Consider the following 25,886-nt stretch of genomic DNA (forward strand, 5'->3'; position numbering starts at 1 on the left):
AGTGGCGAACGCGGGGAACTGAAACATCTAAGTACCCGTAGGAAAGGACATCAACCGAGACTCCGGAAGTAGTGGCGAGCGAACCCGGACCAGGCCAGTGGCGATTGAGAGACAAGCGGAACCTTCTGGAAAGTTGGGCCATAGCGGGTGACAGCCCCGTACGCGTAATGCGATCAATCGTCCTTGAGTAAGGCGGGACACGTGAAATCCTGTCTGAAATTGGGAGGACCACCTTCCAAGCCTAAGTACTCGTGCATGACCGATAGCGAACTAGTACCGTGAGGGAAAGGTGAAAAGCACCCCGACAAGGGGAGTGAAAGAGTACCTGAAACCGATTGCCTACAAACAGTGGGAGCCCGCAAGGGTGACCACGTACCTTTTGTATAATGGGTCAGCGACTTAGTGTGACGAGCAAGCTTAAACCGATAGGTGTAGGCGCAGCGAAAGCGAGTCTGAACAGGGCGTTCAGTTCGTCGCATTAGACCCGAAACCGAGTGATCTAGCCATGAGCAGGCTGAAGGTAAGGTAACACTTACTGGAGGGCCGAACCCATAACTGTTGCAATAGTTCGGGATGACTTGTGGCTAGGGGTGAAAGGCCAATCAAACTCGGAAATAGCTGGTTCTCCGCGAAATCTATTTAGGTAGAGCGTCGACCGAATACCCCAGGGGGTAGAGCACTGGATGGGCTAGGGGTCCTCACCGGATTACCAAACCTAACCAAACTCCGAATACCTGGGAGTACTAGTCGGCAGACACACGGCGGGTGCTAACGTCCGTCGTGAAAAGGGAAACAACCCTGACCTACAGCTAAGGTCCCCAAGTTATGGCTAAGTGGGAAAGGATGTGAGGATCCCAAAACAACCAGGATGTTGGCTTAGAAGCAGCCATCATTTAAAGAAAGCGTAACAGCTCACTGGTCTAAATAAGGGTCTTTGCGCCGAAAATGTAACGGGGCTAAAGCCATACACCGAAGCTTAGGGTTCGTGAGCAATCACGAGCGGTAGCGGAGCGTTCTGTAAGCTGATGAAGCCGTACCCGTGAGGGGCGGTGGAGGTATCAGAAGTGCGAATGCTGACATGAGTAACGTAAGGGGAGTGAGAGACTCCCCCGCCGAAAGACCAAGGGTTCCTGCTTAAAGTTAATCTGAGCAGGGTTAGCCGGCCCCTAAGACGAGGCGGAAACGCGTAGTCGATGGGAATCACGTTAATATTCGTGAGCCTGGAGGTAGTGACGGATCACACAAGTTGTCCAATCTTATCGGATTGAAAGGGCAGCGGAGTGGTTCCAGGAAATAGCTCCTCCTTATAGACCGTACCCGAAACCGACACTGGTGGTCTGGTAGAGTATACCAAGGCGCTTGAGAGAACTATGCTGAAGGAACTCGGCAAATTGCACGCGTAACTTCGGAAGAAGCGTGACCCTTTTCTGCGCAAGCAGAGGAGGGTGGCACAGACCAGGGGGTAGCGACTGTTTATCAAAAACACAGGGCTCTGCGAAGCCGCAAGGCGACGTATAGGGTCTGACGCCTGCCCGGTGCTGGAAGGTTAAGAGGAGGGGTGCAAGCTCTGAATCGAAGCCCCAGTAAACGGCGGCCGTAACTATAACGGTCCTAAGGTAGCGAAATTCCTTGTCGGGTAAGTTCCGACCTGCACGAATGGCGTAACGACTTCCCCGCTGTCTCCAGCATAGACTCAGTGAAATTGAATTCCCCGTGAAGATGCGGGGTTCCTGCGGTTAGACGGAAAGACCCCGTGCACCTTTACTATAGCTTTACATTGGCATTCGTAGTGGCATGTGTAGGATAGGTGGTAGGCTTTGAAGCCTGGGCGCCAGCTCAGGTGGAGCCACCCTTGAAATACCACCCTTATTACTATGGATGTCTAACCGCGGCCCGTTATCCGGGTCCGGGACAATGTATGGTGGGTAGTTTGACTGGGGCGGTCGCCTCCTAAAGAGTAACGGAGGCGCGCGATGGTGGGCTCAGAACGGTCGGAAATCGTTCGCTGAGTGCAATGGCATAAGCCTGCCTGACTGCGAGACTGACAAGTCGAGCAGAGACGAAAGTCGGTCATAGTGATCCGGTGGTCCCGCGTGGAAGGGCCATCGCTCAACGGATAAAAGGTACGCCGGGGATAACAGGCTGATGACCCCCAAGAGTCCATATCGACGGGGTTGTTTGGCACCTCGATGTCGACTCATCGCATCCTGGGGCTGGAGCAGGTCCCAAGGGTATGGCTGTTCGCCATTTAAAGCGGTACGTGAGTTGGGTTCAGAACGTCGTGAGACAGTTCGGTCCCTATCTGCCGTGGGTGTAGGAATATTGAAAGGATCTGTCCCTAGTACGAGAGGACCGGGATGGACGGATCTCTGGTGGACCTGTTGTGGCGCCAGCCGCATTGCAGGGTAGCTATATCCGGACGGGATAACCGCTGAAGGCATCTAAGCGGGAAACCCACCTTGAAACGAGTATTCCCTGAGAACCGTGGAAGACGACCACGTTGATAGGCCGGGTGTGGAAGAGCGGCAACGCTTGAAGCTTACCGGTACTAATAGTTCGATCGGCTTGATCGTTCTCATTACTTGTGCCCATTGTAGGCGGCACGAATAGACAGCTTCTCGATTTGAACGTGCGTTTTGCCGACCTGGTGGTTATGGCGGAGCGGCTGCACCCGATCCCATTCCGAACTCGGCCGTGAAACGCTCCAGCGCTGATGGTACTTCGTCTCAAGACGCGGGAGAGTAGGTCGCTGCCAGGTCTGCCAAGCGCACGTTCGTCTCACATCCCATCATCCGGATGGAGACAAAGTCTTCTCCTTACGATAAGGCCCGCCTAACGGGATCCTGGGCCGCGCAAGCGGCCCTTTCATTTGGTGGCCACTTGAATTCGGTAAGCTCAAGCTTACCTCTATGGTTGACGCGGGGTGGAGCAGCCCGGTAGCTCGTCAGGCTCATAACCTGAAGGTCACAGGTTCAAATCCTGTCCCCGCAACCAAGTTTGTCATAAATCAATAACCGTCCCGGTCTAACCGGGGCGGTTTTTTTGCGTTCTGCGGTGGGAAAGTCTGGATTTGGCCGTTTTGCGGACAGGTGGTTCGGAACAGGGTGCGTGCTAAATCAGAACTTCAGAACTGGTTCCGCATACCGGAATTTTTTGAGCGGGAGGGGATATGCCACTGGCGAAAATCGCGCTGATCGGAAGTTTTCGACGGCCCAATTATGGGAGAGTTCAGAGCGCGCTGCAGGTATTCGGTGCGGCGGGCCTTGAGGTTACCTCGCCTTCAGGGGCGGAGATCGCGTCCGGCGAGCAATTCGTGAGATTCACAACCGATTTGGAGCACAAAACAGACGCGGAGATACAGACCGCGACTCTTGAGCGCATTTTTTCGGCCGATGCGGTTTACGTCGTCACCGGCGAGAATGGGTATGTGGGCAGGACCACGTGCTACGAGATTGGTCGTGTCTTACAGCGGAAGCAGCCCCTCTACTTCTCAGCGTATCCGGACGACATCCCTGTTCACATCGGGTCAAGCCATGTGGTGACCCCGGAGGAGTTCGTGCTACGCTTTGTGCGGAACCGTGAGCCACTGGCCTGGCTTTTCGAGACGGGCACTGGAGAACTGTTTGATGGAGAACGTCGCCTCGCCGGCTGTAAGCAGCTCGTCAGAAACAAGGAAGAGCTTCGACCGTAGGCTAGTGATCTGTGGGAGCATGGCCTTTGCCAACGAGATGGATCGCGTTGCCCGCCTGCTTGCGGAAGATGGGGTTCGTGCGGTAACGCCCGAGGAGGTCGATGTCGCAGCGGAGTTTGGCAGCCAATCCAGCTACTATCAATTCAAGCGTGCGGTTTCGCGCGCGCATATTGCGAAGGTGAGAGACCCTAGGACCATAGGGATCCTGGTCATAAACTTCGACAAGCACGGGGTGAGAAGCTATATTGGGCCAAATACATTCGCGGAAATAGCTGTGGCTTTCGCTGACCGAAAGCGAGTGTATGTTCTAAACGGCATTCCCAGTATGTATGCAGACGAACTGTCCGCTTGGGGGGTGACCGATCTAGCGGGCGACTTGGGATCACTTGCAGAGCAGTGTCGCAATCTATGTCGACAGGATCGAAGCCAGCTCAAGCTTCCTTGGTCCTAAGGCCGGGCTCTACGTATCGACGAGCCATCTTTCTCCATTTCTTCGATCTGCACTTCCTTGAAGAGCGAGGCGCATTCGTTCGAGGACAGCGAGCTTTCGCCGAAATGGACCTCGCCGTGCGCTTCGCAGTCATGCTCGGGTCCCGCATCTTGGTTCCGGCTGCTTCCTTCTATGAGACCGAAGTCGCGCCCAAAGTTCTGAAGCAATTCCTTGAGTCCGATGTCGCTGATCTTTTCAGGTTCGTCGGTAGCGGCAGTTCGCTTGCGGAATTCAGTTTTGAAAAGATCGAGCAGTACCGACCGGGTTCGCCCCAGCACACGATCTATTCCGCCTCTCCGGAGCAGTTGGTCGGCTGGCAACAACGCACCAGGAGCGCCACGAAGGACATAGCCGCGGGGTGGCGGGAGCGCATCGCCTCGGAAGCGACTTTGCTGGATTTTCGCCGGGCACGACCGCAAGCCATGACCGACGGGGAATTCGAGCGCGCGTGGCTCGACGTCCCGGAGCGCCTTGGACAGGAAGCCTTCATCGTTCCGCACGTACTTGAGAGGCTTCCTGTCGACCCGCGCAATATCTCGACGCAGAACCGTTTGCACCGCATCGTCAATCGCGAATATTTCGCAAGCTACGCCAAGGATTTCGGGGCGGCCGTATTCCAGAACATGAGCGTTTTGGGGGGCGACGTGGTCCCGTCCGGGCGTAGGCATGATGACATAGACTTCGGGAGCCTGGTGAAGGTATGCCGGGCATCGGGGATTCTAAAAAGGATTCGGGGCTGTCACGTCCAGGAACTGGAGAGTCTCTGTTTCGAGCAAACATTCCAGGAGGCATTCGCGATGTCGCAGACGGGCGGATACGTTCAAGGCTCGAACGATCGTTCGCCAAGCCCTATGCGGGTCGACCTGGCGATATTGACGGCTCTGCCGAAGGAACGAGAGGCCGTTGAAGCCGTCTTCGGAACAGGGCACCCATTTCGCGTTGACGGCGATCCTCACATTTACAAAATGATCGACTTTGAAATCCAAGGAACGGTAAAGAAGGTCGTCGTCGCCGTCCTGTCGGAGATGGGAAACGTACGGGCAGGGGTGACGGGCACTGACCTCCTAAGGTCCTTTTCGCCCTCCATGGTGCTTATGGTCGGTATCGCCGGCGGATGCCCCAACCCCTCGCATTTTTCCGAGCATGTTCGGCTCGGTGACGTTGTCGTGGCTCGCTCAGTCCTGGAGTATGACCACGTGAAACGCCTGTCGGACGGGACGGTAGAATTCAGGGATTCCCCGCAGCGCCTTTCATACACTATCGCCCAAATCGTCGCTGCGCTGCGATCGGAACGAACGGGGTTTGACACTGGTTGGATTGCTTCCAGGGATCTGGCCCTGCGTCATTTCAATATCGATCCCGAGAATTTGCCGCCCGATATCCTTTATGGGGCTGACGGCATTCAACTCCAACATCCGTCGGATACTAGGCGCGTACTGTCGCCGTCCATCGTGCATTGGGGCCGGATTGGCGCCGGCGACAGCCTTCTTAAGGATCCGGTGTTTCGGGACCAGCTCCGCGACGAACACTCTGTAATGGCTGTCGAGATGGAAAGTGCGGGCATACGCGACGCGGCCTGGTCTCGCTCCTGCGAAGTTGGCGTTATTCGCGGCATCGTGGACTATTGCGATGCCCACAAGGATGACAACTGGCATATCATCGCCGCAGTCTCTGCGGCGGCGGTAGCCCGATTGCTTTTCGAGACTTTGGCTAAGGCCGACAGCTAGGATGGGCTCTTTCTGTCTGGGCAGCTCCGGCCGAATTACGCGCTCTCGCCAGCTAGGTGGTCTTCGCCAGGACCTCGAGTGGGTCGCCTGTTTCGTTTAATCCGTCCGGCTGGATTCCCATTCCATTAGAGATGGCCGCCGGCCAGGCGACGCGCTTTAAGTCTTTGATTTTGGGCGACATGCGTTAACGTCCGAAATCTCGGCAAGTATTCGCCCTTGGCGATTTTGAATGAAGAAATCAAACCGACGGAGAGAAAGATGCGGCAGGCGCTGATCGTATGGGGCGGATGGGAAGGCCACGAACCCGAAGCCGGGGCCAACGTCGTCAAGACGATGCTCGAGGAAGAAGGCTTTGCCGTGCGCGTGGAAAACACGACCGCGGTGTTCGCCGATCCGGCCATCGCAGAGCTCAGCCTGATCGTGCCGATCTACACCATGTCCAAGCTCGCCAAGGCCGAAGCGGCCAATCTGACCAAGGCCGTCGAGAGCGGCGTCGGTCTCGGAGGCTATCATGGCGGCATGGGCGATGCATTTCGCGAATCGACGGAATACCAGTTCATGTGCGGCGGCCAGTGGGTCGCGCATCCCGGCAATATCATCGATTACCGGGTGAACATCGTGCGGCGCGACGATCCGATCATGGCCGGCATCGAGGATTTCGCTTACCGCTCCGAGCAGTATTACATGCATGTCGATCCATCGAACGAAGTGCTGGCGACCACCACCTTCTCGGGCGAACACGCGCCGTGGATCGACGGCGTGGTCATGCCGGTCGTGTGGAAGCGCCGGCATGGCAAGGGCCGGGTGTTTTATTCGTCACTCGGCCATGTAGCCAAGGAGTTCGAGGTTCCGCAGATGCGAACGATCCTGCGCCGCGGCCTGATCTGGGCGGCACGCTGAGCTGGCACAGATCATATGAATTGTGATTTACATAAGATCTAGCCTTCCATACAACAGCTGGCGGCAGAGTGCTCTACGGGAGAGGATTGCGTGGAAACCATCGTTCCTTCGGATGCAATCGGCTGGATGCCTTCGGTCGACCAGGGCGGGGCGAGCGTGCACAACGCCGTCGTCAGCGTGCTGGGCAGCCGCATCCTGGGCGGGAACTATGCTCCCGGTGACGCCTTGCCGCGCGAGGACGAGCTCTGCGCCATGCTGGGCGTCAGCCGCACCTCGGTCAGGGAAGCGGTCAAGGTGCTGTCGGCGAAAGGCCTCGTCGAGGCCAGGCGGCGCGCCGGCGTGCGCGTGCTGCCGCGCGACAACTGGCGGCTGCTCGACCCGGTGGTCCTTGGCTGGCACCCGGCGATCCAGGACGACGAGGAACTGGTCTCCGGCCTTTTGGAGGCACGCAGAATCTTCGAGCCGGCGGCCGCGGAACTCGCCGCCAGGCGCGCCACCGCTGCCGATCTCGCCGATATCGAGCGCGCGGTGGTCGGCATGCGCGACAACATCCCGCGCGATCTCAACGCCGTCTGCCAGGCGGATCTTGCCTTCCACAAGGGTGTCATCGCCGCCAGCCACAATGTCGTGCTCAAGGGGTTGGTCGGCATGCTGGAGGCTGCGCTGCGCGCCACATTCCTCGTCACCAACCCGCTGATGGAAGCACAGTCGCGCGCGCTCTCGGCGCATGTCGCAGTGCTGGAGGCGATCCGCATCCGCGATACCGCCGGCGCCCGCGCCGCCATGAACAGGCTGCTCGACATCGCCGCCGACGACCTCCACACAAAAGCCTGACACTCCTTCTTGACGCCATTTTAGATCGTATGATAATCGGATTTCATATGATCTAAAAGCCGTCTGGGAGGAGTTGCGCTTGAGAATCGTGGCGATCACCACGCGCGTCGTGAACGCGGATATGCGCAACTGGGTGTTCGTGCGTATCGAGACCGACCAGCCGGGTCTCTACGGCTGGGGCGAGGCGACGCTGGAATGGAAGACCCAGGCCGTCGTCGGCGCCGTCGCCGACCTGGCGCCGCTGCTGATCGGCCGCGATCCGCGCGACATCGAGCAGGCGGTGCGCATCCTCAAGAAGCATTCGTTCTGGCGGCTGGGCGTCATCGGCATGTCGGCCGTCTCGGGCATCGAGCTGGCGCTCTGGGACATTTTCGGCAAATGGCTCGATCAGCCGGTCTGGCGATTGCTCGGCGGCAAGGTGCGCGACCGGGTCAAGGTCTATACCCATCTCGGCCTCGGCGACATGCGCGCCGTCTATGAAACGCTGGACACCGAGCCGCTGGTGCAGCGGGCCTCCGAGGTGGTAGCCAGAGGCTATCGCGCGCTGAAGGCCGTCTTCATCCCTTATAGCCACTATCACGCTCCGCTCATCGAGGTCGACAAGGTCGGCCGGCTCATGGAGGCGCTGCGCAAGACGGTCGGGCCGGAAGTCGAGATCATGGTTGACTTCCACGGCCGTCCCGCCTCCGCTTCGACCGCGCTCGCCTATATAGACGCGCTCGCGCCGCACCGGCCTATGTTCGTCGAGGAGCCGCTGCCGCCTGGCGAGACCGGCGCGCTGGCGCAGCTTGCCGCCAAATCGCGCGTGCCGATCGCCACCGGCGAGCGGTTGGTCGACCGTCCCGAATTCGACGATCTGTTCCGGGCAGGGGCGGTCGATATCGTGCAGCCGGACATCTGCCATTGCGGCGGCCTGCTCGAGGCCAAGAAGATCGCGGCGATGGCCGAGGCGGTGTCCGTGGGGGTGGCGCCGCACAATCCGCTCGGCCCGATTGCGGGCGCCGCGGCGCTGCATTTCGCCGTCTCCACCCCCAACCACCTGATCCAGGAGGAGATGGTCGGCGCCGTGCCCTGGTATTTCGAGGTCGTGAAGGGGCCGATCCGCATGGTCGACGGCTGCTGGCAGGTGCCGGACGCGCCGGGGCTCGGCGTCGAGGTCGACGAAGCGGTCGCAGAGCGGCATCCTTACAAGCCTGAAGTCATGCACACCACCAACGCCGTGCTTGCCGACGGCACCATCGTGGACTGGTGACGATGGCCGGGCGTCTCAAGGACAAGGTGGCGATCATCACCGGCGCCGGGCGCGGCATCGGCGAGGCGACGGCGCGCGCGATGGCGGCCGAAGGCGCCGCGATCGTGGTGGCGGAAAAGGACGCTTCGGCGGGGGCGAAGGTCGTCGCCTCGCTCGTCGAAAGCGGTGCGCGGGCGCTGTTCGTGGAAACCGACGTCGCCGACAGCAGATCCTGCGAAGCGATGGCGGAACAAGCGCTCGCCGCCTTCGGCCGCATCGACGTGCTGGTCGCCAATGCCGGCATCAATGTTTTCCACGAGCCGCTGGAAACCACGGAGGAGGAATGGCGGCGCTGCTTTGCCGTCGATCTCGACGGCGTGTGGTATTCGGCGCGCGCGGTTCTGCCGGCGATGCGGGCTCAGAAGCAGGGGTCGGTCGTCGCCATCGCGTCCTGCCATTCCTTCGCGATCATCCCGTCCACCTTTCCCTACCCTGTCGCCAAGCACGGGTTGCTCGGCCTGGTGCGGTCGCTCGGCATCCAATACGCCGCCGAAGGTGTCCGTGTGAACGCGATCGCGCCCGGCTACATCGAGACGCAGATCGCGGTCGACTACTGGAATACATTTGCGGACCCGCAGGCGGAGCGCCAGCGCATCTACGACCTGCACCCGCCGCGCCGTATCGGCCGGCCGGAGGAGGTGGCGATGACCGCCGTCTTCCTCGGCTCAGACGAGGCGCCGTTCATCAACGCGGCCTGCATCGTCATCGATGGCGGGCGCTCGGTTCTCTACCACGAATGAGGTTTCGCACCGGCGGCCGGTCGCCGGAAACGTCTTCAAAGCAGATCACGTCCCGCCGGCCCGGGATCGATAGGGAGGAAAGCCAATGAAAAAGATGATCAAGATATGCCTTGCGGTGGCGGCGACCGCAGCCGTCGCGTTGACGGTCCATGGCGCCGGCGCGCAGGACAAGATGAAGTTCGGCTACATCAACAAGATGGGCGACCATCCCTGGTTCGTGCGCGAGGTGAAAGGCGCCAAGGACAAGGCCGCCGAGCTCGGCGTCGACCTGCTTGTCCAGGACGTCCAGTTCGACGCCAACCTCGCCGTCACCACCTTCGACACCTATGTCGGCGATGGCGTCAAGGGCATCGCCGTGGTGGTGCCGGATCGTTCGCTCGGCCCGGTCGTCGCCGACAAGGCGAAGGCAGCCAAGATCGGCCTGATCGCGGTCGACGACGACATCGCCTTCGCCGACGGCACGCCGGTCGCCTATGTCGGCATGAACGCGCTCAACATCGGCAAGCAGGTCGGAACCGAGATCGCCCGCATCGCCAAGGCCGAAGGCTGGGACAAGGACCTCTCCAAGGTGCGCGTCGGCTCGATCGAGGACCAGAAGGCCGACACCTGCATGCGCCGCAACAAGGGCGCGGAGGAAGCGCTGGTCGCGGCGATCCCGGAGATCAAGTCGCGCATCGTCTCGATCCCCTACGACAACACCATGGTCAACTCGATCGACGTCGTTTCGACCACGCTGACAGCCAATCCGGATGCCGAGAAGTGGATATTCTTCTCCTGCAACGACGACGGCGTGCTCGGCGGCGTGCGCGCCACCGAGAATGCCGGCATGAAGCCGGAGAACGTCATCGGCATCGGCATCGACGGGTCGCGTTCCTGCGAGGCCTTCGGCGCCGGCAAGCCTTCGGGCTTCCGCGGCACGATGTGGCTGGACAGCGCCAAGCATGGCGCGGCCGCGATCCAGGCGCTCTACGACCAGGCCACCGGCAAGGAGATGCAGAAGGACTATTTCCAGGACGCCACCCTGATCAGCGGCGAGAATTTCGCCAAGTTCAAGGATACGCTCGGTTGCAAGTCCTAGGCTTTCTTTCCGCCTCACGGCGGGTGGCCTTTGGGCGGGCGGCTTCCTGCGGAGCCGCCCGCCGATGACCGTGCCCGTCGTTTCCGTCGAGAGCGTCTGCAAGCGTTTCGGCGCCGTGCAGGCGCTGCGAGATGTGTCGGTCGCCTTCAATGCCGGCGAGATCACTGCCCTGATCGGCGAGAACGGCGCCGGCAAGTCCACGCTGATGCGCGTGCTGGAGGGCGAGCACAGGCCCGATGCCGGTCGGGTTCTGGTCGATGGGCACCCGGTCCAGCTCAGCTCGCCGCGCGTCGCACATGGCTCTGGCATCCGCGTCATCCATCAGGAGCCGGAGATCATTCCGGAGCTGACGGTGGCGGAAAACATCTTCATCGGCGACATCAAGGCGCGCGGCGGCCTGTTCCTCGACCGCGCGGATCTGGAGCGGCGCAGTCTCGATCTGCTCGGTACGTTCGGCGTGGTCGACGTGCTGTCGCCCGGGCAGCGCTGCCATGGGCTCAGCCCGGCGCTCAGGCAGCTCATCGAGATCATGCGGGCGCTGCGGCCCGGCGCGAGGCTCCTTGCCTTCGACGAGCCGACTTCGTCCCTGACGGAGGACGAGGCGCAGCGGCTGTTCCGCGTCATCCGGCGTCTGAAAGCCGACGGCGTCGCCGTGATCTACATTTCGCACCGCCTGCGCGAGATCATCGAGCTTGCCGATCGCTGCGTGGTGATGCGCGACGGCAGCCGCGTCGCCGACGAGCCGATCGCGGCGCTCGACGAGCAGCGCATGGTGCGGCTGATGGTCGGCAGGCCGGTGAGCGACCTGTTCAACCGAAGAGAACGCACGCTGGGGCCGGTCCGGCTGGCGCTGGAAGCTGTCACGACACGCCGTGTCGACGGGATCAGCTTCGAGGTGAGGGCCGGCGAGATCGTCGGGCTGGGCGGACTGGTCGGCGCCGGACGGACGGAAGTCGCGCGCGCCATCGTCGGCCTCGATCCGCTGCTGTCGGGACGGATGACGGTCGGCGGCCGGCCTTACAAGCCGCGCGAACCGGCCGATGCCGTCGCGGCCGGAATCGGGCTGGTGCCGGAGGACCGCAAGCAGGAAGCGCTGCTCTTGATGCAGGCTGTGCGCGACAATGTCAGCCTCGTGGTGCCCGACAAGGTGTCGCGCTTCGGCTTCTTCAGCCGCAGGCGCGAGCGCGCGCTGGTCGCCCGCCACGTCGCGGAGCTCAGGGTGAAGACGCCGTCGATCGAACAGGCCGTCGGAAAACTGTCCGGCGGCAATCAGCAGAAGGTCGTCTTCGCGCGCTGGCAGGCGCGGGGGCCGGCCGTGCTCATCCTCGACGAGCCGACGCGCGGCATCGATGTCGGCGCCAAGGCGGAAATCTATAGGCTCATCGAAAGCCTGGCCGACCAGGGCCTCGCCATCCTGCTCATCTCCTCCGAGATGCCGGAGCTGCTCGGCCTCGCCGACCGCGTTCTGGTCATGCAGAGCGGGCGCATCAGCGGCGAGCTTCCGTGGCAGGAAGCGAGCGAGGAAGCGGTGCTGGCCTTGGCCATGCGCTCGGGGAAAGAGACAATCGAGAGGAGAGTATCGTGACCGATACCGCGACCGCCGGCCGCGAGCGCGCGCCGGCAAGTCTGTTCGGCCGCATCGGCGCGCAGAACATCAGTCTGCTGATCGCGCTGATCGTGCTGCTGGCGATCTTCGGCGCGCTCAGGCCCGACGTCTTCTTCACGCCGCGCAATCTGATCAATATCGGGCTCGCGGTCACCATCCTCGGCATCCTGGCGATGGCGCAGACCGTCGTCATCGTCTCCGGCGGGCTCGACATCTCGGTCGGATCGATCGTGGGCCTGAGCACCATGGTGCTTGCCGTCGCCGCACAGGAAACCGGCTCGATTTCGGCCGGTATCCTGGCCGGACTGCTCGCCGGACTTGTAGCGGGCGCGGTCAACGGGCTGATCATCGTCTACGGCCCGGTCAACGCGGTGATCGCGACGCTTGGAACGATGTCGGCCTTCCGCGGCCTCGCCTATCTGATGAACAACGGCAACTCCATCCCGATCACCGGCGACAGCCTGCGCGCGCTCGGCATCGGCACCTTTCTTGGCCTGCCTTTTGCCATCTGGCTGCTGATCGCCGCTATGGCGGCGTTCATCGTCTTCACCCGCGAGACGGTGGTCGGCAGGAACATCTACGCGCTCGGCGGCAATCCGACGGTGGCGCGGCTCGCCGGCATCCCGATCCGCCGCTACCAGATCTCGATCTACGCCATGAGCGGCTTCGCGGCAGCGGTGGCCGGCCTGGTGCTCGCCAGCCGCACCATGTCCGGACAGCCGGCCTCCGGCAGCCAGGGACTGGAGCTCGAGGCGATCACCGCCGCGATTCTCGGCGGCTGCGCGCTGCAGGGCGGCAAGGGCACGATCGTCGGCGCCATGTTGGGGGTGCTGATCATCGGCGTCCTCAACAACGGCATGATCCTGACCAGCGTGCCGACCTTCTACCAGCTGCTTGCCAAGGGCGCGCTGCTGATCCTGGCGGTCATCGTCCAGGAGCGCCAGCGGGCGCGGGCGGGAGAGTAGGCCGTGTGCGCAGATCGGCCGCTACACGCTTGCGATGCAGGTCTCAATCTCGAAGCATTGGATTGCGGTTCTATTTCAGGAACTGACGGAAGCGGCGGAGCGAGAACACAAACAGCAGCATGCCGATGACCAGCAGCGCCGCAAGCTGCGGCCAGACGACATCGAGGCCCGCGCCGCGGAACAGGACGGCCTGGGCCAGCATGACGAAATGCGTGTTGGGCGCGACGAACATGACGGCCTGGATGGCGAGGGGCATGCTCTCGCGCGGCGTCACGCCGCCGGACAGCACCTGCAGGGGCAGGAGCACCATCATCAACAGCAGGCCGAATTGCGGCATGGAGCCGGCGACGGTGGCAAGGAAGATCCCCAGACAGGTCATGGCGACGATGTCGAGGGCCGCGCCCACCATGAAAAGCGCGATCGATCCGTTTATCGGGACCGACAGCAGCCCCTGGATGACGAAGACGAGCGCAAGGCCCGACGCCACGAGGACGACGATGCCCATGGACCAGATCTTGCTCGTCATGATTTCGAACGGGGTGACCGGCATCACCAGCAGATGCTCGATCGTGCCGTGCTCGCGCTCGCGTATCAGCGCGGCACCGGTGAGCACGATCGAAAGCATGGTGATGGAGGAGATGACATTGGTGATGGCGCCGAACCAGCCCTTGTTGAGTTCGGGGTTGAATCGCGCCCGCAGGTCGAGCTCGACGGGGAGCGAAGTCTGGGAGCGATAGTGGTTCAGGAACTCGTTCACTTCCCCCGAAACGATCGACTGAACATAGCCTCCGCCGGTAAAGGCCTGCGACATGCGGGTGGCGTCGATGTTGAGCTGAACCGTTGGAGAGCGACCGGCCAGGAGGTCGCGCTGGAAGCTCGGCGGAATGTCCAGCGCGAATGTGTCCATTCCTGAATCCATGCGGCTGTCCATCTCGGGCTGGGAGATCAGTCGCGGCGCGGTGAAGTAAGGCGGGTAAAATGCCGTGACGATACGCGATGAGACCGGCGACTGATCCTCGTCGACGATGGCGATCGCAGCATGATTGAGCGTCTCGGGCATCGCCTTGGATTCGGTGTAGATGGCGAGGGTGAAGGCGTAGACGATCAGCACAAGCATCATCGGGTCCCGTACAAGACCGCGCAGTTCCTTGATGCCGAGCTCGTATATGTTGGCGATGTGCATCAGCGGGCCTGTTTTCTCAAGAAAGCCGCTCCAAGGCCGAGCAGCACCGGAATGGCGACGAGCAGCGGCACGAACGCGCCGGACAGGTCGGCAAAGCCGAGCGCTTTGGAAAAGACGCCGCGCGAGATCGTTACGAAATAGGTGGTCGGATAGATCCGGCCGATGAATGCACCCACGCCCTGCAGCGACGACACCGGGTCGATCATGCCCGAATATTGGGTGGCGGGGATCATGGTGAGCAGCGCGGTTCCGAAGATTGCCGCGATCTGGCTGCTCATGAAGGTCGACAGAAAGAGCCCCATTGCCGTCGTGGCCATGACGTAAAGAAGGGCGGCGGCTGCGAATGCCGGAAGGCTGCCGGTCAACGGCACGCCGAAAATGAAGACGGCAAAGGCAGTCAGCAGCACGAAGTTCAGCATCGCGAGGACCACATAGGGGATCTGCTTGCCGACCAGGAATTCGAGCCGGGTGACCGGCGTGACGTAGAAATTGATGATGGAGCCGAGTTCTTTCTCCCGCACCACGCTCAGCACGGCCAGCATTGCCGGGATCAGCAGGAGAAGCATCGGGAGGACAGCCGGAACGATGGCGTCGAGGCTGCGGACGTCGGGGTTGTAGCGGTAGCGGATATCGAGCTGAAAGGCGCTGGCGGTGGCGGTGTCGCCGTAGAGTTCGCGCGCCTTCCGCGCGAGCCAGCCGGCATGCATTCCCGAGACATAGCCCAGCACGGTTTCGGCGCGCGTCGGCATGGCGCCGTCGATCCACGCGCCGATCGTGACGTGGCGACCGCGCGCGAGGTCACGCCCGAACCCGGTCGGAATTTCGATGGCGAGATTGAGCTCCCCGTCCTCCATACGCCGATCGAGATCGGCATGGTCGGTGATCGGCGTCTTCTCGGTGAAATAGCGCGAGCCGGCGATCTGCAGCACATAGTCCCGGCTGATCGTCGTGTCGTCGCGATCGAGGACGGCGAAGGAGAGATTCTCGACGTCCATGTTGATGCCGTAGCCCACGACGAACATCAGGATGAGGCTGCCGATGGTAGCCAGCGTGGCGCGGATCGGATCGCGTGCGAGCTCCATCGCCTCGCGGCGGGTGTAGGCGAACATGCGGCGCAGATCGAAGAAACGGCCGTCGCGGCTCTCCTGGGGTTGGCTGTGCGGCGCGCCGAGCGCTTCCGCGAGCGGCACTGTTTCAGCGGCCGAGCCCGGCGTGCCGCGCTGCTCCGGCCCTGTCGCCTCCTCCAGATATCCGACAAAGGCTTCTTCCAGCGTTGCCGCCGAGCGGCTCCCGACGATGCCAGCGGGCGTGTCGCTGACCAGGACCTTGCCGGCGTGCATGAGCGAGATGCGATCGCAGCGTTCCGCCTCATTCATGAAATGCGTGGAGACGAAGATCGTCACGTTCTCCTTGCGGGAGAGATCGCCGAGAATCCGCCAGAACCCGTCGCGGGCAACCGGATCGACTCCGGAAGTGGGCTCGTCGAGGATCAGTATCTCGGGGGAATGGATCATCGCCACCGCCAGCGACAGCCGCTGGCGGATGCCGAGCGGCAGTGCTTCGGGCAGCGCGTCGACGTTGTTGGCCAGACCGAACTGCCGCGCGACCTCCTCGACCCGGGACGGGATCGCGGCGTCGGCCATGCCGAAGAGTCGGGCATGCAGCTCGAGGTTTTGCCGAACCGTCAGTTCCGAGTAGAGGGAGAATCCCTGTGACATGTAGCCGACGCGCCGCCGCACCTCGATGTCGCGCGAGTCGATCTCGCGTCCGAACAGCCGCGCCTTGCCCTCGCTCGGCTCGAGCAGCCCGGTCAGCATCTTCATGGTGGTCGTCTTGCCGCAGCCATTCGAGCCCAGGAAGCCGAAGATGTCACCGCGGCCGATGCGGAAGCTCACGTCGTCGACGGCGGTGAAATCGCCGAAGCGCATGGTGAGATGTTCAGCCTCGATGGCGGATACGCCGTCGGCATCGGCGGGTCGTGGAGGGATCTTCACCGTCTCGTGGCTGCCTCGCTTCTCCGGCGGGAGAAGAGCGATGAAAGCCGCGTCGAGGTCAGGCGCGCCGGTGCGTGCGAGCAGGTCGGCCGGGGCTCCGGACGCCAGCACCCGGCCTCCATCCATCGCCACCAGCCAGTCGAAGCGCGCGGCCTCCTCCATGTAGGCCGTCGCGATGATGACGCTCATGCCGTCGCGGCTCTTGCGAATCTCATCGATCAGTTCCCAGAACTGGCGGCGCGACAAAGGGTCGACGCCGGTGGTCGGCTCATCCAGGATCAAAAGGTCCGGATCGTGGATCAGGGCGCAGCAGAGGCCGAGTTTCTGTTTCATGCCGCCCGAAAGCTTGCCGGCCTGCCGATCGGCGAAAGGCGCAAGCCCGGTGCGCCTCAGGAGCTCGCCGATGCGGCGCTCCCGCTCCCGTCGGTCGTGCCCGAAAAGGCGGCCAAAGAAATCGATGTTGTCGAAGACGGACAGCGTCGGATAGAGGTTCTTGCCAAGGCCCTGCGGCATATAGGCGATCCTTGGGTAGACGCTCTGCCGGTGGCGGAGATCGGCCATGTCTCCGCCCAGCACCTCGATATGCCCTTCCTGTATCGTCCGCGCTCCGGCAACCAGGGAAAGCAGGCTGGATTTGCCGACGCCGTCCGGCCCGATCAGGCCGACCATGCAGCCGGCCGGGAAGTCCAGCGATATGTCATTGAGAGCCCGGACCTTCCCATAGACATGGCCGACGTTCTCCAGCCGCGCGACCCGCTTCGGCGAGAAGGCAGCGGCGCCGTCCGCCCGGGCATTCATTGCACGAGCTTTCCTTGGACGCCGGCCGGCCATTCAGCCTGCGGGTCGAGCCGCACATAGGCCACGCCGGGCAAACCCGTCTTGACCTGCTGGATGTATTTGCGGAGCAGCTCCGGCGAGATATGCGCCTTGATCCGGAACATGAGCTTCAGGCGCTCCTCCTCCGTCTCGACGGTCTTGGGCGTGAACTGCGCGACGTCCGCGACGAAGGTCACCTTGGCGGGGATGATGTATTGCGGCGCGGCATCGAGCACGAGGCGTACGTCGGAGCCGATGGCGACGCGCCCAGCCTGCGCGGTCGACAGGAAGAACGTCATGTAGACATCGCCGAGATCGACGAGGTTGAGCACGCGCCCGCCGCCCGCAAGCACCTCACCGGGTTCCGCCACCCGGAATTGGACACGTCCATCGCGCGGCGATTTCAGCGTGGCGTCGTCGATATCGGCATCGATGCTTTCGATCGCCGCCTGCGCGGCATCGACCGCGGCCTTGGCATCGACCACCTGTGCCCTCGCAGCGTTGATGGCCGCCTCGCTGGCGGCGAGCTGGGCCTGCGCCGCGGCAACGGCGGCCTTCGCGCTCTGCTCGGCGGCGCGATCGTTGTCGAGAACCTGCTGGGAGACGGTGTTGTTGACCGCGAGCTGCTGGGAGCGCGCCAAGGTCCGCTCGGCGGCGTCGAGCTCGGCCCCGCGCTGCGCGACGACCGCGGCGGCTGCCGTCTTTTCGGCTTCGCGTTGCGTCACCAGGCTGCCGGCGGTCTCGACGCCGATGGTGGCGCGCTGAAGCTGCGCCTCGGCCTGGCGGCGCTGAGCCTCGATCTGCGTGGTGTCCATGCGGGCAAGCACTTCGCCGGCTTTGACGAAATCACCTTCGCCGACCAGGATTTCCTTGATCCGCCCCGACGCCTTCGTGGAGACGTCGATTTCGACCGCTTCGATGCGGCCGTTACCGCTGGCGATGCCTTGCGGCAACGCCCCGGCCTCGGATCGCTGCCATGCGTAATAGCCGGCTGCCGCGAGCGCGATCAGAATGACGGGAGACAGCCACCGTAACGAACCTTTCATTGGCGGCCTCCTGCGCTGCGCGACGCGGGGACGAGCGCGGGCGGCGCAAAAGGGATCTGTTCAGGGCTCAACGAGATGCCGATCATGGCGGGGGACTCCGTTCGGGCTGAGAGCTGAACGGGACCAAAACAGAGGCCCGGCATGGCGACCTTGATCCGTATCAATCGCGGGAGAAGCACACCGGCGACGCAGAACGGCCTTCGAGGGAAGTTGCCCAGGCCACCAGAAGTCCGTGCCCTGTTTCATCGCATCGAGGCGTTCGCCGACCTTCGGACAGACCGAAGCGCCTCCTTGAAGCGCGTCGCGTCGAAACGGATTCGATCGACGCGCCTCAAGTCTTTGTTTCGATGCATGTCGTTTTCCCAAGCCGATGCACAGTTTTGGGCGACATGCACTAAACGCTTTCGAGATAGGTCTCGATCTCGAAGTCGCTGACGTTGAGCGCGAAGGTGTTGAGCTCCTGGCGCTTGCAAGCGATGAAGGCGTCGCGCAGCACAGCCGGGAAGATTTCCGCGACGCGCGGCCCGGTTTCGAACGCGGCGATGGCCGAAGCCCAATCCGGGGGCAGCTTGGCGAGCGTCAGTCCTTGCCCCTCGCCGCCGGTCGGCTCGCCGGGTGACAGTTGTTTTTCGATGCCCATCAGCGCGGCGCCCAGGATCGCCGCCAGCACCAGATAGGGGTTGGCGTCGGCGCCGGAGACGCGATGCTCGATGCGACGCGCGGCAGATGGGCCACCCGGAATGCGTATCGCCACCATGCGGTTTTCGTAACCCCAGGCGACGGCCGTCGGCGCATAGGATCTTGGCCGAAGCCGGCGGTAGGAATTGAAATGCGGCGCGAACACCAGCGTGCTCTCGGCCATGGCGGCAAGCAGGCCGCCGACCGCGTGGCGCATGGTCTCGGAGCCCTGGTCGCTGCCGTCGTCGAAGATGTTGCGGCCTTGCTTGTCGACGACGCTGAAATGGACGTGGAAACCGTTGCCGGCACGCTCGCCATAGGGCTTGGCCATGAAGCAGGCGGCAAAGCCATGCTTGCGCGCAATGCCCTTGACGGTGCGCTTGAAGAGCACGGCGTCGTCCGCGGCGCGCAAGGCGTCCGGAACGTGGTTGAGGTTGATCTCGAACTGGCCGACGCCGTTCTCGGCGATCGCGGTGTCGACAGGGATGCCCTGCATGCGGCAGGCCTCGTAAACATCGTGAACGAAGGCCTCGAAATCGTCGATCTCGTCGATCGAAAGCGCCGCATCGGAATCGAGTCGCCGCCCGGTGACCGGCGAGACAGGACCGACAGGCCGCTGCGATGTCGGGTCGACGAGGTAGAATTCGAGCTCGGTTGCAGCAACCGGCGTCAGGCCAAGCGCGGCATAGCGGTCGAGGATGCGGGCCAGCGCGCGGCGCGGGTCGCCGAGATAGGGCGCGCCGACCTCATCCGCCAGCCACAGCGGCAACAACGCCGTCGGATGCGCCGTCCAGTTGACAGGCAGGATGCCGCGTCCCGTCCAGTGGCAAAGGCCGTCGGCATCGCCGGTGGAGAAGACCTGCGCGTTGCCTTCGATGTCCTCTCCCCAGATGTCGAGCCCAATCAGCGAAAAGGGCATGCGCAGCTTGCCTTCGAGCGCCTTGCGCGCCTGCTCGACCGGGATGCGCTTGCCGCGCATGATGCCGTTGAGGTCGCACACCGCGGCCCTCAGGCTCTGGATGTCGCTCCTGCTATCAAGCCAGTTCAAAACGTCCGCAATTGCATCGCCCAATTTCCAGCCCCTGGTTCTTTCGGTAGCCATTTAGGCTACGATATCCATTCTACAGCTTGTGAGTTCGTGAAGGTCGCCCCTGGATGTTTCCAGACGACTTTGCTTCATTTTTTCAAATCATTAGCCGGGATATCGGGCGGCATTTCAGGTCCGATTTCTGCGATCTGCGATCGCAACATAGCGGCAAGCAAAGAGAAAGCCAAGCGGGAGTTGGGATTGGCCGCAACGCCTATCCCGTCGTCATCCTATGGCGGAGCAAGGAGCGAAGCGACGCGGCGCAGACCATAGGATCCATTCCGTGAAGTTGAGGCGTTGCCACGATGCAAAATTCTGCTCCTCAGCATCCTACGATCAAAGTCACAGAATGGATCCTCGGGTCTGCGCTCCGCTTCGCCCGTGGATGACGGCGTCACGGAGGCTTCGGCCAATCTCGAAGGCTTTTTCCTACTGCCGCAGTTCCGGGAACCTGACCTGCTTGAGAATGTGCGTTGCACCTTCGCCGATGTCGCGCACGATGGCCGCGCGTGCCCGTTTGCCATCGCCGGCCTCGATCGCCGCCACGACCTCCTCATGATAGTCGATGCCGAGAATGCCGGCGAGGTCGTCCTCGAAGCCGATGCGCAGGTTGCGCAGGAAAGGCCCGACCTGCATCCACACCGTCTCGATCAGGAAGATCATCTGCTCGTTGCCGCAGTGGCGGTAGATCGAGAACTTGAAGTCGTGATTTGTGCGCAGATAGTCGTCGATGTCGCCGCTGCGGGCGGCCTGGGTGAGCTCGGCGCAGTGACGGCGGATGGCGCGCAGGTTGTTGCCGTTGATGCGTTTGGTGGCGAGCTCGGTGGCCGTGCCTTCCAGGATCGTGCGCACGTCGGTCAATTGCTGGAAGCGATCGGCCGAGATCACCGGCACCTCGACGCTGCCGTTCGGCATCGGGCTCAGCGCCCTCAGCGCCTGCAGCCGCATGAAGGCGCTGCGCACCGGCATGTCGCTGGTGCCGAGCTCCTTGGCGAGCTTGCGCGAGGTCAGCTTCTGGCCGGGCTGGAGCTGACCCGACATCAGCGCCCGCACCAGTTCCAGATAGACTTTCTCATGCAGGGGTACCGTGTCGAGGGCAGTCAGTCCGAATTGTGTTTTGTCGGCCATTGGCTATGCGCTGCTTCGTCCGCCCTGAAATCCGTTTCGTCAAGCAATCCGCCGCCGGGATTACTTAGCTGGCGGTTTCGAGCCGCACGATAGGCGGTTAACGCGCGCCGCCGCAAGGGCCGCCAGGGTTGCATCCCGGCTGACCCAACGGAGCGGCATCATGCGTGCGGTGGAGCGATTCCCCTTTGCCTGACGCGGACCTCGCAACGCCTGCCGGCAGGCGGGGCCTCGACTTCCGGGCCAACAAGATTGCTGTCGTTCAGCTGGAAGGAAGGCTCCCGGCTGTCGTTGTGCTTACTGGGTCCTCGCGAGGAAACTGCGCCAGCCGCCATAGGCGGAGATATCCGTTGCCGCCGACAGACCGGCGGTCTCGGCCAGAAAACCCTTCGCCGATGTTCCATCGTCGAGCTCGATGGTGCCGATGCCGAGCGGTGGCGGGATGGCGGCGACGAAGCGGCCGAATGCCTCGGCAGAAAGCCGCCAGACCTCGACCTCGATCGCGGTGCCGCCGCCTGCGACGCGGATCAGTCCCGGTTTTGGCGTGGTCTGGCCGGCAAGCTCATAGAGCTTGTAGGAAGGCGTCGTCGTCGTCGCCCGGCAGAAACGCGCGCCAGCTTCCTTGAGCTGGCAATTGAGCGGCATCCCCGAAAGATGCGCGCCGACGACAACCATTTCGATCATGCCATCCTCGGCCGATGCGCTGGCTGGGCGCGCGCTCGACTGCCGCCACCCGGTCGCGCCGAGGGCGAGGCCGCTCGCCGAATGCAGGTCGCGCGCGACCGCCGCGACGAGGCCGTCCCGGCCGGCGGCGGCCAGAAGCGTAACGCTCATCGGCAGGCCGTCGTCGCGCGTGCCGGCCGGCACGGCGATGCCGCACATGTCGAGGAGATTGACGAAATTGGTGTAGGTGCCGAGCCGGCTGTTGGTGGCGATCGGATCGGCAAGCACGGCATCGACCGTGTAGTGGGTCGGCGCCGTCGGCACGCAGAGAAGATCGACGGAGGCGATGACCGGGGCAAGCCGCGCCTTGCAGGCCTGCAGGGCATAGAGTCCGCGGAAGGCGTCGGCGGCCGACAGGTTTCTGGCGCCACCGATGATCTTGCGCGTCACCGGATGGAGCGCTGTTTCATTCGCCTCGAAGAAATCACGGATCGCCGCATAGCGCTCCGCGACCCAGGCGCCTTCATAGAGCAGGTCGGCCGTCGCATAGAAGTCGCCGAACGGGATCTCGACGAGCCTGGCGCCGTGCGTCTCCAGGGCAGCGAGAGCGGCCTCTAAGCCCGCCTGCATCGATGTGTCGCCGAAGAATTTCAAGTCGGCCTTGGCCGGGATGCCGACATTCAGCACCGGCGGGCGGGGGGCGAGTGGCTGGACGGCGATGTCGCGCGAATAAGGATCGGCGGCATCGTGCGTCGCGGCGGCCGAGAACACCGCATAGGCGTCGTCGACCGTCAGCGCGAAAACCGAGACGCAATCGAGCGTCCGGCAGGCCGGCACCACGCCCGCCGTCGACAGCGCGCCAACGGTTGGCTTCAACCCGACGATGTTGTTGAGGCCGGCCGGAATGCGGCCCGAGCCGGCGGTGTCGGTGCCGAGCGCGAAGGAGACGATGCCGCGCGCCGTCGCCACCGCGGAGCCGGAGGAGGAGCCGCCGGGCACGAGCTTAGGATCGATCGCATTCCTCGGGATCGGCCAGGGCGTGCGCACGCCGACGAGGCCAGTGGCGAACTGGTCGAGATTGGTCTTGCCGACGACCAGGGCGCCCGCCGCCTTGAGCTTCGCCACGACCGTCGCATCCTTGTCCGGCGTGTAAGCATATTCAGCGCAGGCGGCCGTGCTAGGCATGCCGGCGACATCGATGTTGTCCTTGACGGCGAAGGGGATGCCCCAGAGCGGCTTGGTCACTGGGTCGAACGAGCCGAGCGCTTCGGCTTCGGCCAGCATCACGGCTTTCGTCGCAAGGTGGATGAAGATGCCGGGATCGCCCGCCGCCTCGACGCGGGCCAGCACCGTATCGATCACCTCGGCTATGCCGGTGCCAGCCAGGTAGGCCGCATGCAGGCTGCCGATGTCGAAGCGGATGTCGCTCATTTCGTCTCCCCCAGAATGATCACCGGCAGGTCCCATTGGATCAGCACGACGCAGCCGGCTTTCGTCCACACCGAATGCTCGGTGCCGACCGGATTGAGGATCACGCTGCCTGCCGGATAGTCGCCGTTCTCGTCGCTTTGGGTGCCTTCCAGCACGACGATGGTTTCCAGCCCGGCATGGCGGTGGCGCGGCACACCGGCGCCCGGCTGATATTTAAGGACCGCCACGGACGGTTCGACCGGCCTGCCCTTGAGAAGCCAGTGCACCGTCACGCCGTCGCGGAAAGGCTCGAACGCCAGATCGCGCCAGCCACCGTCCACAAGGCCGGCAAAGGCAAGATTAGGCATTCGCAATTCCCTCGAGCACCTGGTCGGTGGTCGCCGTCCAGCCGACGATCGCGCCCTGCGCCTTGATCATGGCGAGCGCGGCGGTCTTGAATTCGGGAAAGTAGCTCTCCGTCGCGTCCTCGGCGACCAGACACTCATAGCCGCGGTCGTTGGCCTCGCGCATCGTCGTCTGCACACAGACTTCTGTCGTCACGCCGGCGAAGACCAGCTGCCGGGCGCCGATCCGCTTCAGGTCATCGCCGAGGCCGGTCGCGTAGAAGGCGCCCTTGCCGGGCTTCTCGATGACGATCTCGCCGGGTAGAGGCGCAAGCTCATCGAGGATCGCCGTGCCTGGCTCGCCGGCGATCAGGACGCGGCCCATCGGGCCGACATCGCCGATGCGGATCGACGGGTTGCCGCGGTTGCGCTTGGCTGGCGGCAGGTCCGAAAGGTCGGGCCTGTGGCACTCCATGGTGTGGATCACCGGCAGGCCGGCGGCGCGAAAACCTTCGATCAGCCTCTTCACCGTCGGCACGATCGCGGTCACCCGGCTGACGTCGTTGCCGAGGCTGGCGCCGAAACCGCCGGGCTCGGCGAAGTCGCGCTGCATGTCGATGACAATAAGCGCCGTCGACTGCGGCTCGAAGGCAAAGGCGAAAGGCAGCGCTTCGATTTTTGCCATCAGTGGTGCCCCGCCATGTGCTCGCCGATCGTCTGCACGCTCGCCTGCGCGATCGGCGTCTCGTAGACGAGCGCGCCGTCGGACATGACGAGGATGCGGTCCGAGAGCTCCAGGAGCTCATCCAAATCTTCCGACATCAGGAGCACCGCGGCCCCCGCGTTGCGAGCCTTCATGATGCGGGCGCGGATTTCGGCGACGGCGGAGAAGTCGAGGCCGAAGCAAGGGTTGGAGACGATCAAAAGGTCGACCTCGCCGGTGAGCTCGCGGGCGAGCACGGCGCGCTGCACATTGCCGCCCGACAGCGAGGCGATCGGCGAGGAGAGCGATGCGGTCTTGACCTTGAACTGCTCAACCAGCCGGGCGCTGAAGGATTTGATGGCGCCGGCGTTGATCCAGCTCACCGGCTTGCCGTTGCCATCGACGTCGAAGGTGCGGAAGGCGATGTTCTCGGCGACCGTCATCCTCGGCGCGCAGGCATTCTTCAGCGGCTCCTCCGGGATGAGGCGGACGTTGAGCGCACGCGCCTCCGCGCGTGTCGCAGCATAGGCCGTGCCGCGAACCACGACTTCGCCCGCCTCGCTGGCGCGCTGTCCGGCCAGCACTTCCAGGAACTCCTTCTGGCCGTTGCCCGAGATGCCGGCAATGCCGACGATCTCGCCGGAGCGCACGCCGAGCTCGGCGATGTTGATCGATTTGAGGCCGGTTCGGTCCGGTGCCTTCAGCGCCCTGACCTCGAGCACGATCTCGGCATCCGGCTTCGGCTCGGCACGGCTGTCGAGCGCGGCGATCGGCTGGTCGCCGATCATCATCGCCGCCATTTCGCTGCGCGAAAGATCCGAGACCTTCCCGGTTCCGGTGAGCCTGCCCTTGCGCAGCACCGTGATGTCGTCGGCGAATGCCGTGACCTCGTGGAACTTGTGCGAGATCATCAGCACGGTGAGGTCGCCCGCCTTCGTCATGCCGCGCACCAGGCCAAGCACTTCCTGCGCCTCGCCCGGGGTGAGGACTGATGTCGGCTCGTCCAGCACCAGAAAATTGCGGCCGAGATAGAGCTGCTTGATGATCTCCAGCTTCTGCTTCTCGCCGGCGGCGAGCTCGGCCACCTTGACGTCGAGCGGCAGCTTGAAGGGCATGCGCTCCATGAAGGCTGCAAGTGCTGTGCGCTCCTTGCGCCAGTCGATGACGCCCGGCACCTTCTCGCGCGAGATGACCAGGTTCTCGGCGCCGGTCAGCGAAGGCACGAGCGTGAAATGCTGATAGACCATGCCGAGACCGAGCGCCGAGGCATCCCTGGGGCTGGCGATCGTCACCTCGCGTCCGTCGACCATCATGTCGCCCGACGTCGGGTGGTAGAAACCCATCATGCATTTGACCAGCGTCGACTTGCCGGCGCCGTTCTCGCCGAGCAGGGCGTGGAAGGAGCCTGCAGGCACTTTGATTGAGACGTCGTCGAGCGCGGTGAAGCCGCCGAAGCGCATGGTCATGCCGATGGTCTCGACGCCGATCGCCTCGCGGTGGAGAGTTCCGCTCATC

At 63.2% G+C, this 25,886-nt stretch carries 18 protein-coding genes, 1 tRNA gene and 2 rRNA genes (1 of these 21 running past the window's edge); 12 read left to right on the forward strand and 9 right to left on the reverse strand.

All coding sequences use genetic code 11. The features are described from left to right. The 12 genes from QAZ47_RS09785 to QAZ47_RS09840 form a co-directional block, all read left to right on the forward strand. Positions 1 to 2,573, forward strand: a 23S ribosomal RNA gene (locus QAZ47_RS09785) (it extends 253 nt beyond the left edge of the window). Between the two features lie 70 nt (positions 2,574 to 2,643). Then, a 5S ribosomal RNA gene (gene rrf, locus QAZ47_RS09790) occupies positions 2,644 to 2,758 on the forward strand. Positions 2,759 to 2,917: 159 nt separating this feature from the next. Then, a tRNA-Met gene (locus QAZ47_RS09795) sits at positions 2,918 to 2,994 on the forward strand. Positions 2,995 to 3,169: 175 nt separating this feature from the next. After that, entirely contained in the window at positions 3,170 to 3,691 is a 522-nt protein-coding gene (locus tag QAZ47_RS09800; protein ID WP_278233091.1) for a hypothetical protein, read from the forward strand. A gap of 555 nt (positions 3,692 to 4,246) precedes the next feature. Then, on the forward strand, positions 4,247 to 5,908 hold the full coding sequence (locus QAZ47_RS09805) for a hypothetical protein (protein WP_278233092.1): 1,662 nt from the start codon (positions 4,247 to 4,249) through the stop codon (positions 5,906 to 5,908). A gap of 258 nt (positions 5,909 to 6,166) precedes the next feature. Continuing rightward, the gene (locus QAZ47_RS09810) at positions 6,167 to 6,808 is read left to right on the forward strand and encodes a ThuA domain-containing protein (protein ID WP_278233093.1); all 642 of its coding nucleotides are present in this window, start codon (positions 6,167 to 6,169) and stop codon (positions 6,806 to 6,808) included. Between the two features lie 90 nt (positions 6,809 to 6,898). Continuing rightward, the gene (locus tag QAZ47_RS09815) at positions 6,899 to 7,642 is read left to right on the forward strand and encodes a FadR/GntR family transcriptional regulator (protein ID WP_278233094.1); all 744 of its coding nucleotides are present in this window, start codon (positions 6,899 to 6,901) and stop codon (positions 7,640 to 7,642) included. Between the two features lie 88 nt (positions 7,643 to 7,730). Beyond that, positions 7,731 to 8,894, forward strand: coding sequence for a galactonate dehydratase (gene dgoD, locus QAZ47_RS09820; RefSeq protein ID WP_278207810.1), 1,164 nt, complete (start codon positions 7,731 to 7,733; stop codon positions 8,892 to 8,894). 2 nt (positions 8,895 to 8,896) lie between these two features. Next, a complete protein-coding gene (locus QAZ47_RS09825; RefSeq protein WP_278233095.1) occupies positions 8,897 to 9,673 on the forward strand; it encodes an SDR family oxidoreductase in 777 nt (258 codons plus the stop codon). 85 nt (positions 9,674 to 9,758) lie between these two features. Beyond that, positions 9,759 to 10,751 (forward strand): substrate-binding domain-containing protein, encoded by a 993-nt coding sequence (locus tag QAZ47_RS09830; RefSeq protein ID WP_278233096.1) that lies wholly within the window; start codon positions 9,759 to 9,761, stop codon positions 10,749 to 10,751. A gap of 64 nt (positions 10,752 to 10,815) precedes the next feature. Then, a complete protein-coding gene (locus tag QAZ47_RS09835; protein WP_278233097.1) occupies positions 10,816 to 12,336 on the forward strand; it encodes a sugar ABC transporter ATP-binding protein in 1,521 nt (506 codons plus the stop codon). Next, on the forward strand, positions 12,333 to 13,322 hold the full coding sequence (locus QAZ47_RS09840; protein WP_278233098.1) for an ABC transporter permease: 990 nt from the start codon (positions 12,333 to 12,335) through the stop codon (positions 13,320 to 13,322). Before QAZ47_RS09835 ends, QAZ47_RS09840 begins: the two co-directional genes overlap by 4 nt. Positions 13,323 to 13,392: 70 nt before the next feature. Here the strand turns inward: QAZ47_RS09840 and QAZ47_RS09845 are convergent, their stop codons facing one another. From QAZ47_RS09845 to QAZ47_RS09885, 9 genes are all read right to left on the reverse strand, one after another. Continuing rightward, positions 13,393 to 14,505 carry an ABC transporter permease gene (locus QAZ47_RS09845; protein ID WP_278233099.1) on the reverse strand — a complete coding sequence of 371 codons (1,113 nt, stop codon included), beginning with the start codon at positions 14,503 to 14,505 and terminating at the stop codon, positions 13,393 to 13,395. Next, positions 14,505 to 17,297 (reverse strand): ribosome-associated ATPase/putative transporter RbbA, encoded by a 2,793-nt coding sequence (gene rbbA, locus QAZ47_RS09850; RefSeq protein ID WP_278233100.1) that lies wholly within the window; start codon positions 17,295 to 17,297, stop codon positions 14,505 to 14,507. The genes QAZ47_RS09845 and rbbA overlap by 1 nt, the downstream gene beginning before the upstream one ends. Next, a complete protein-coding gene (locus QAZ47_RS09855; RefSeq protein ID WP_278233101.1) occupies positions 17,294 to 18,361 on the reverse strand; it encodes an HlyD family efflux transporter periplasmic adaptor subunit in 1,068 nt (355 codons plus the stop codon). Before QAZ47_RS09855 ends, rbbA begins: the two co-directional genes overlap by 4 nt. A 394-nt stretch (positions 18,362 to 18,755) precedes the next feature. Then, the gene (locus tag QAZ47_RS09860) at positions 18,756 to 20,111 is read right to left on the reverse strand and encodes a glutamine synthetase family protein (RefSeq protein ID WP_347567204.1); all 1,356 of its coding nucleotides are present in this window, start codon (positions 20,109 to 20,111) and stop codon (positions 18,756 to 18,758) included. Positions 20,112 to 20,555: 444 nt separating this feature from the next. Next, a complete protein-coding gene (locus QAZ47_RS09865) occupies positions 20,556 to 21,254 on the reverse strand; it encodes a GntR family transcriptional regulator (protein ID WP_278206547.1) in 699 nt (232 codons plus the stop codon). 294 nt (positions 21,255 to 21,548) lie between these two features. After that, positions 21,549 to 23,345: an allophanate hydrolase gene (gene atzF / locus QAZ47_RS09870; RefSeq protein ID WP_278233103.1), complete on the reverse strand. Its 1,797-nt coding sequence runs from the start codon at positions 23,343 to 23,345 to the stop codon at positions 21,549 to 21,551. After that, positions 23,342 to 23,692, reverse strand: coding sequence for a cupin domain-containing protein (locus QAZ47_RS09875; RefSeq protein WP_278233104.1), 351 nt, complete (start codon positions 23,690 to 23,692; stop codon positions 23,342 to 23,344). The genes atzF and QAZ47_RS09875 overlap by 4 nt, the downstream gene beginning before the upstream one ends. Further along, positions 23,685 to 24,353, reverse strand: coding sequence for an isochorismatase family cysteine hydrolase (locus QAZ47_RS09880; RefSeq protein ID WP_278233105.1), 669 nt, complete (start codon positions 24,351 to 24,353; stop codon positions 23,685 to 23,687). The genes QAZ47_RS09875 and QAZ47_RS09880 overlap by 8 nt, the downstream gene beginning before the upstream one ends. Next, a complete protein-coding gene (locus tag QAZ47_RS09885) occupies positions 24,353 to 25,885 on the reverse strand; it encodes an ABC transporter ATP-binding protein (protein ID WP_278233106.1) in 1,533 nt (510 codons plus the stop codon). Before QAZ47_RS09885 ends, QAZ47_RS09880 begins: the two co-directional genes overlap by 1 nt. Position 25,886 lies beyond the last annotated feature (1 nt).

The sequence above is a fragment of the Mesorhizobium sp. WSM4904 genome (assembly GCF_029674545.1).
GTDB lineage: Bacteria > Pseudomonadota > Alphaproteobacteria > Rhizobiales > Rhizobiaceae > Mesorhizobium.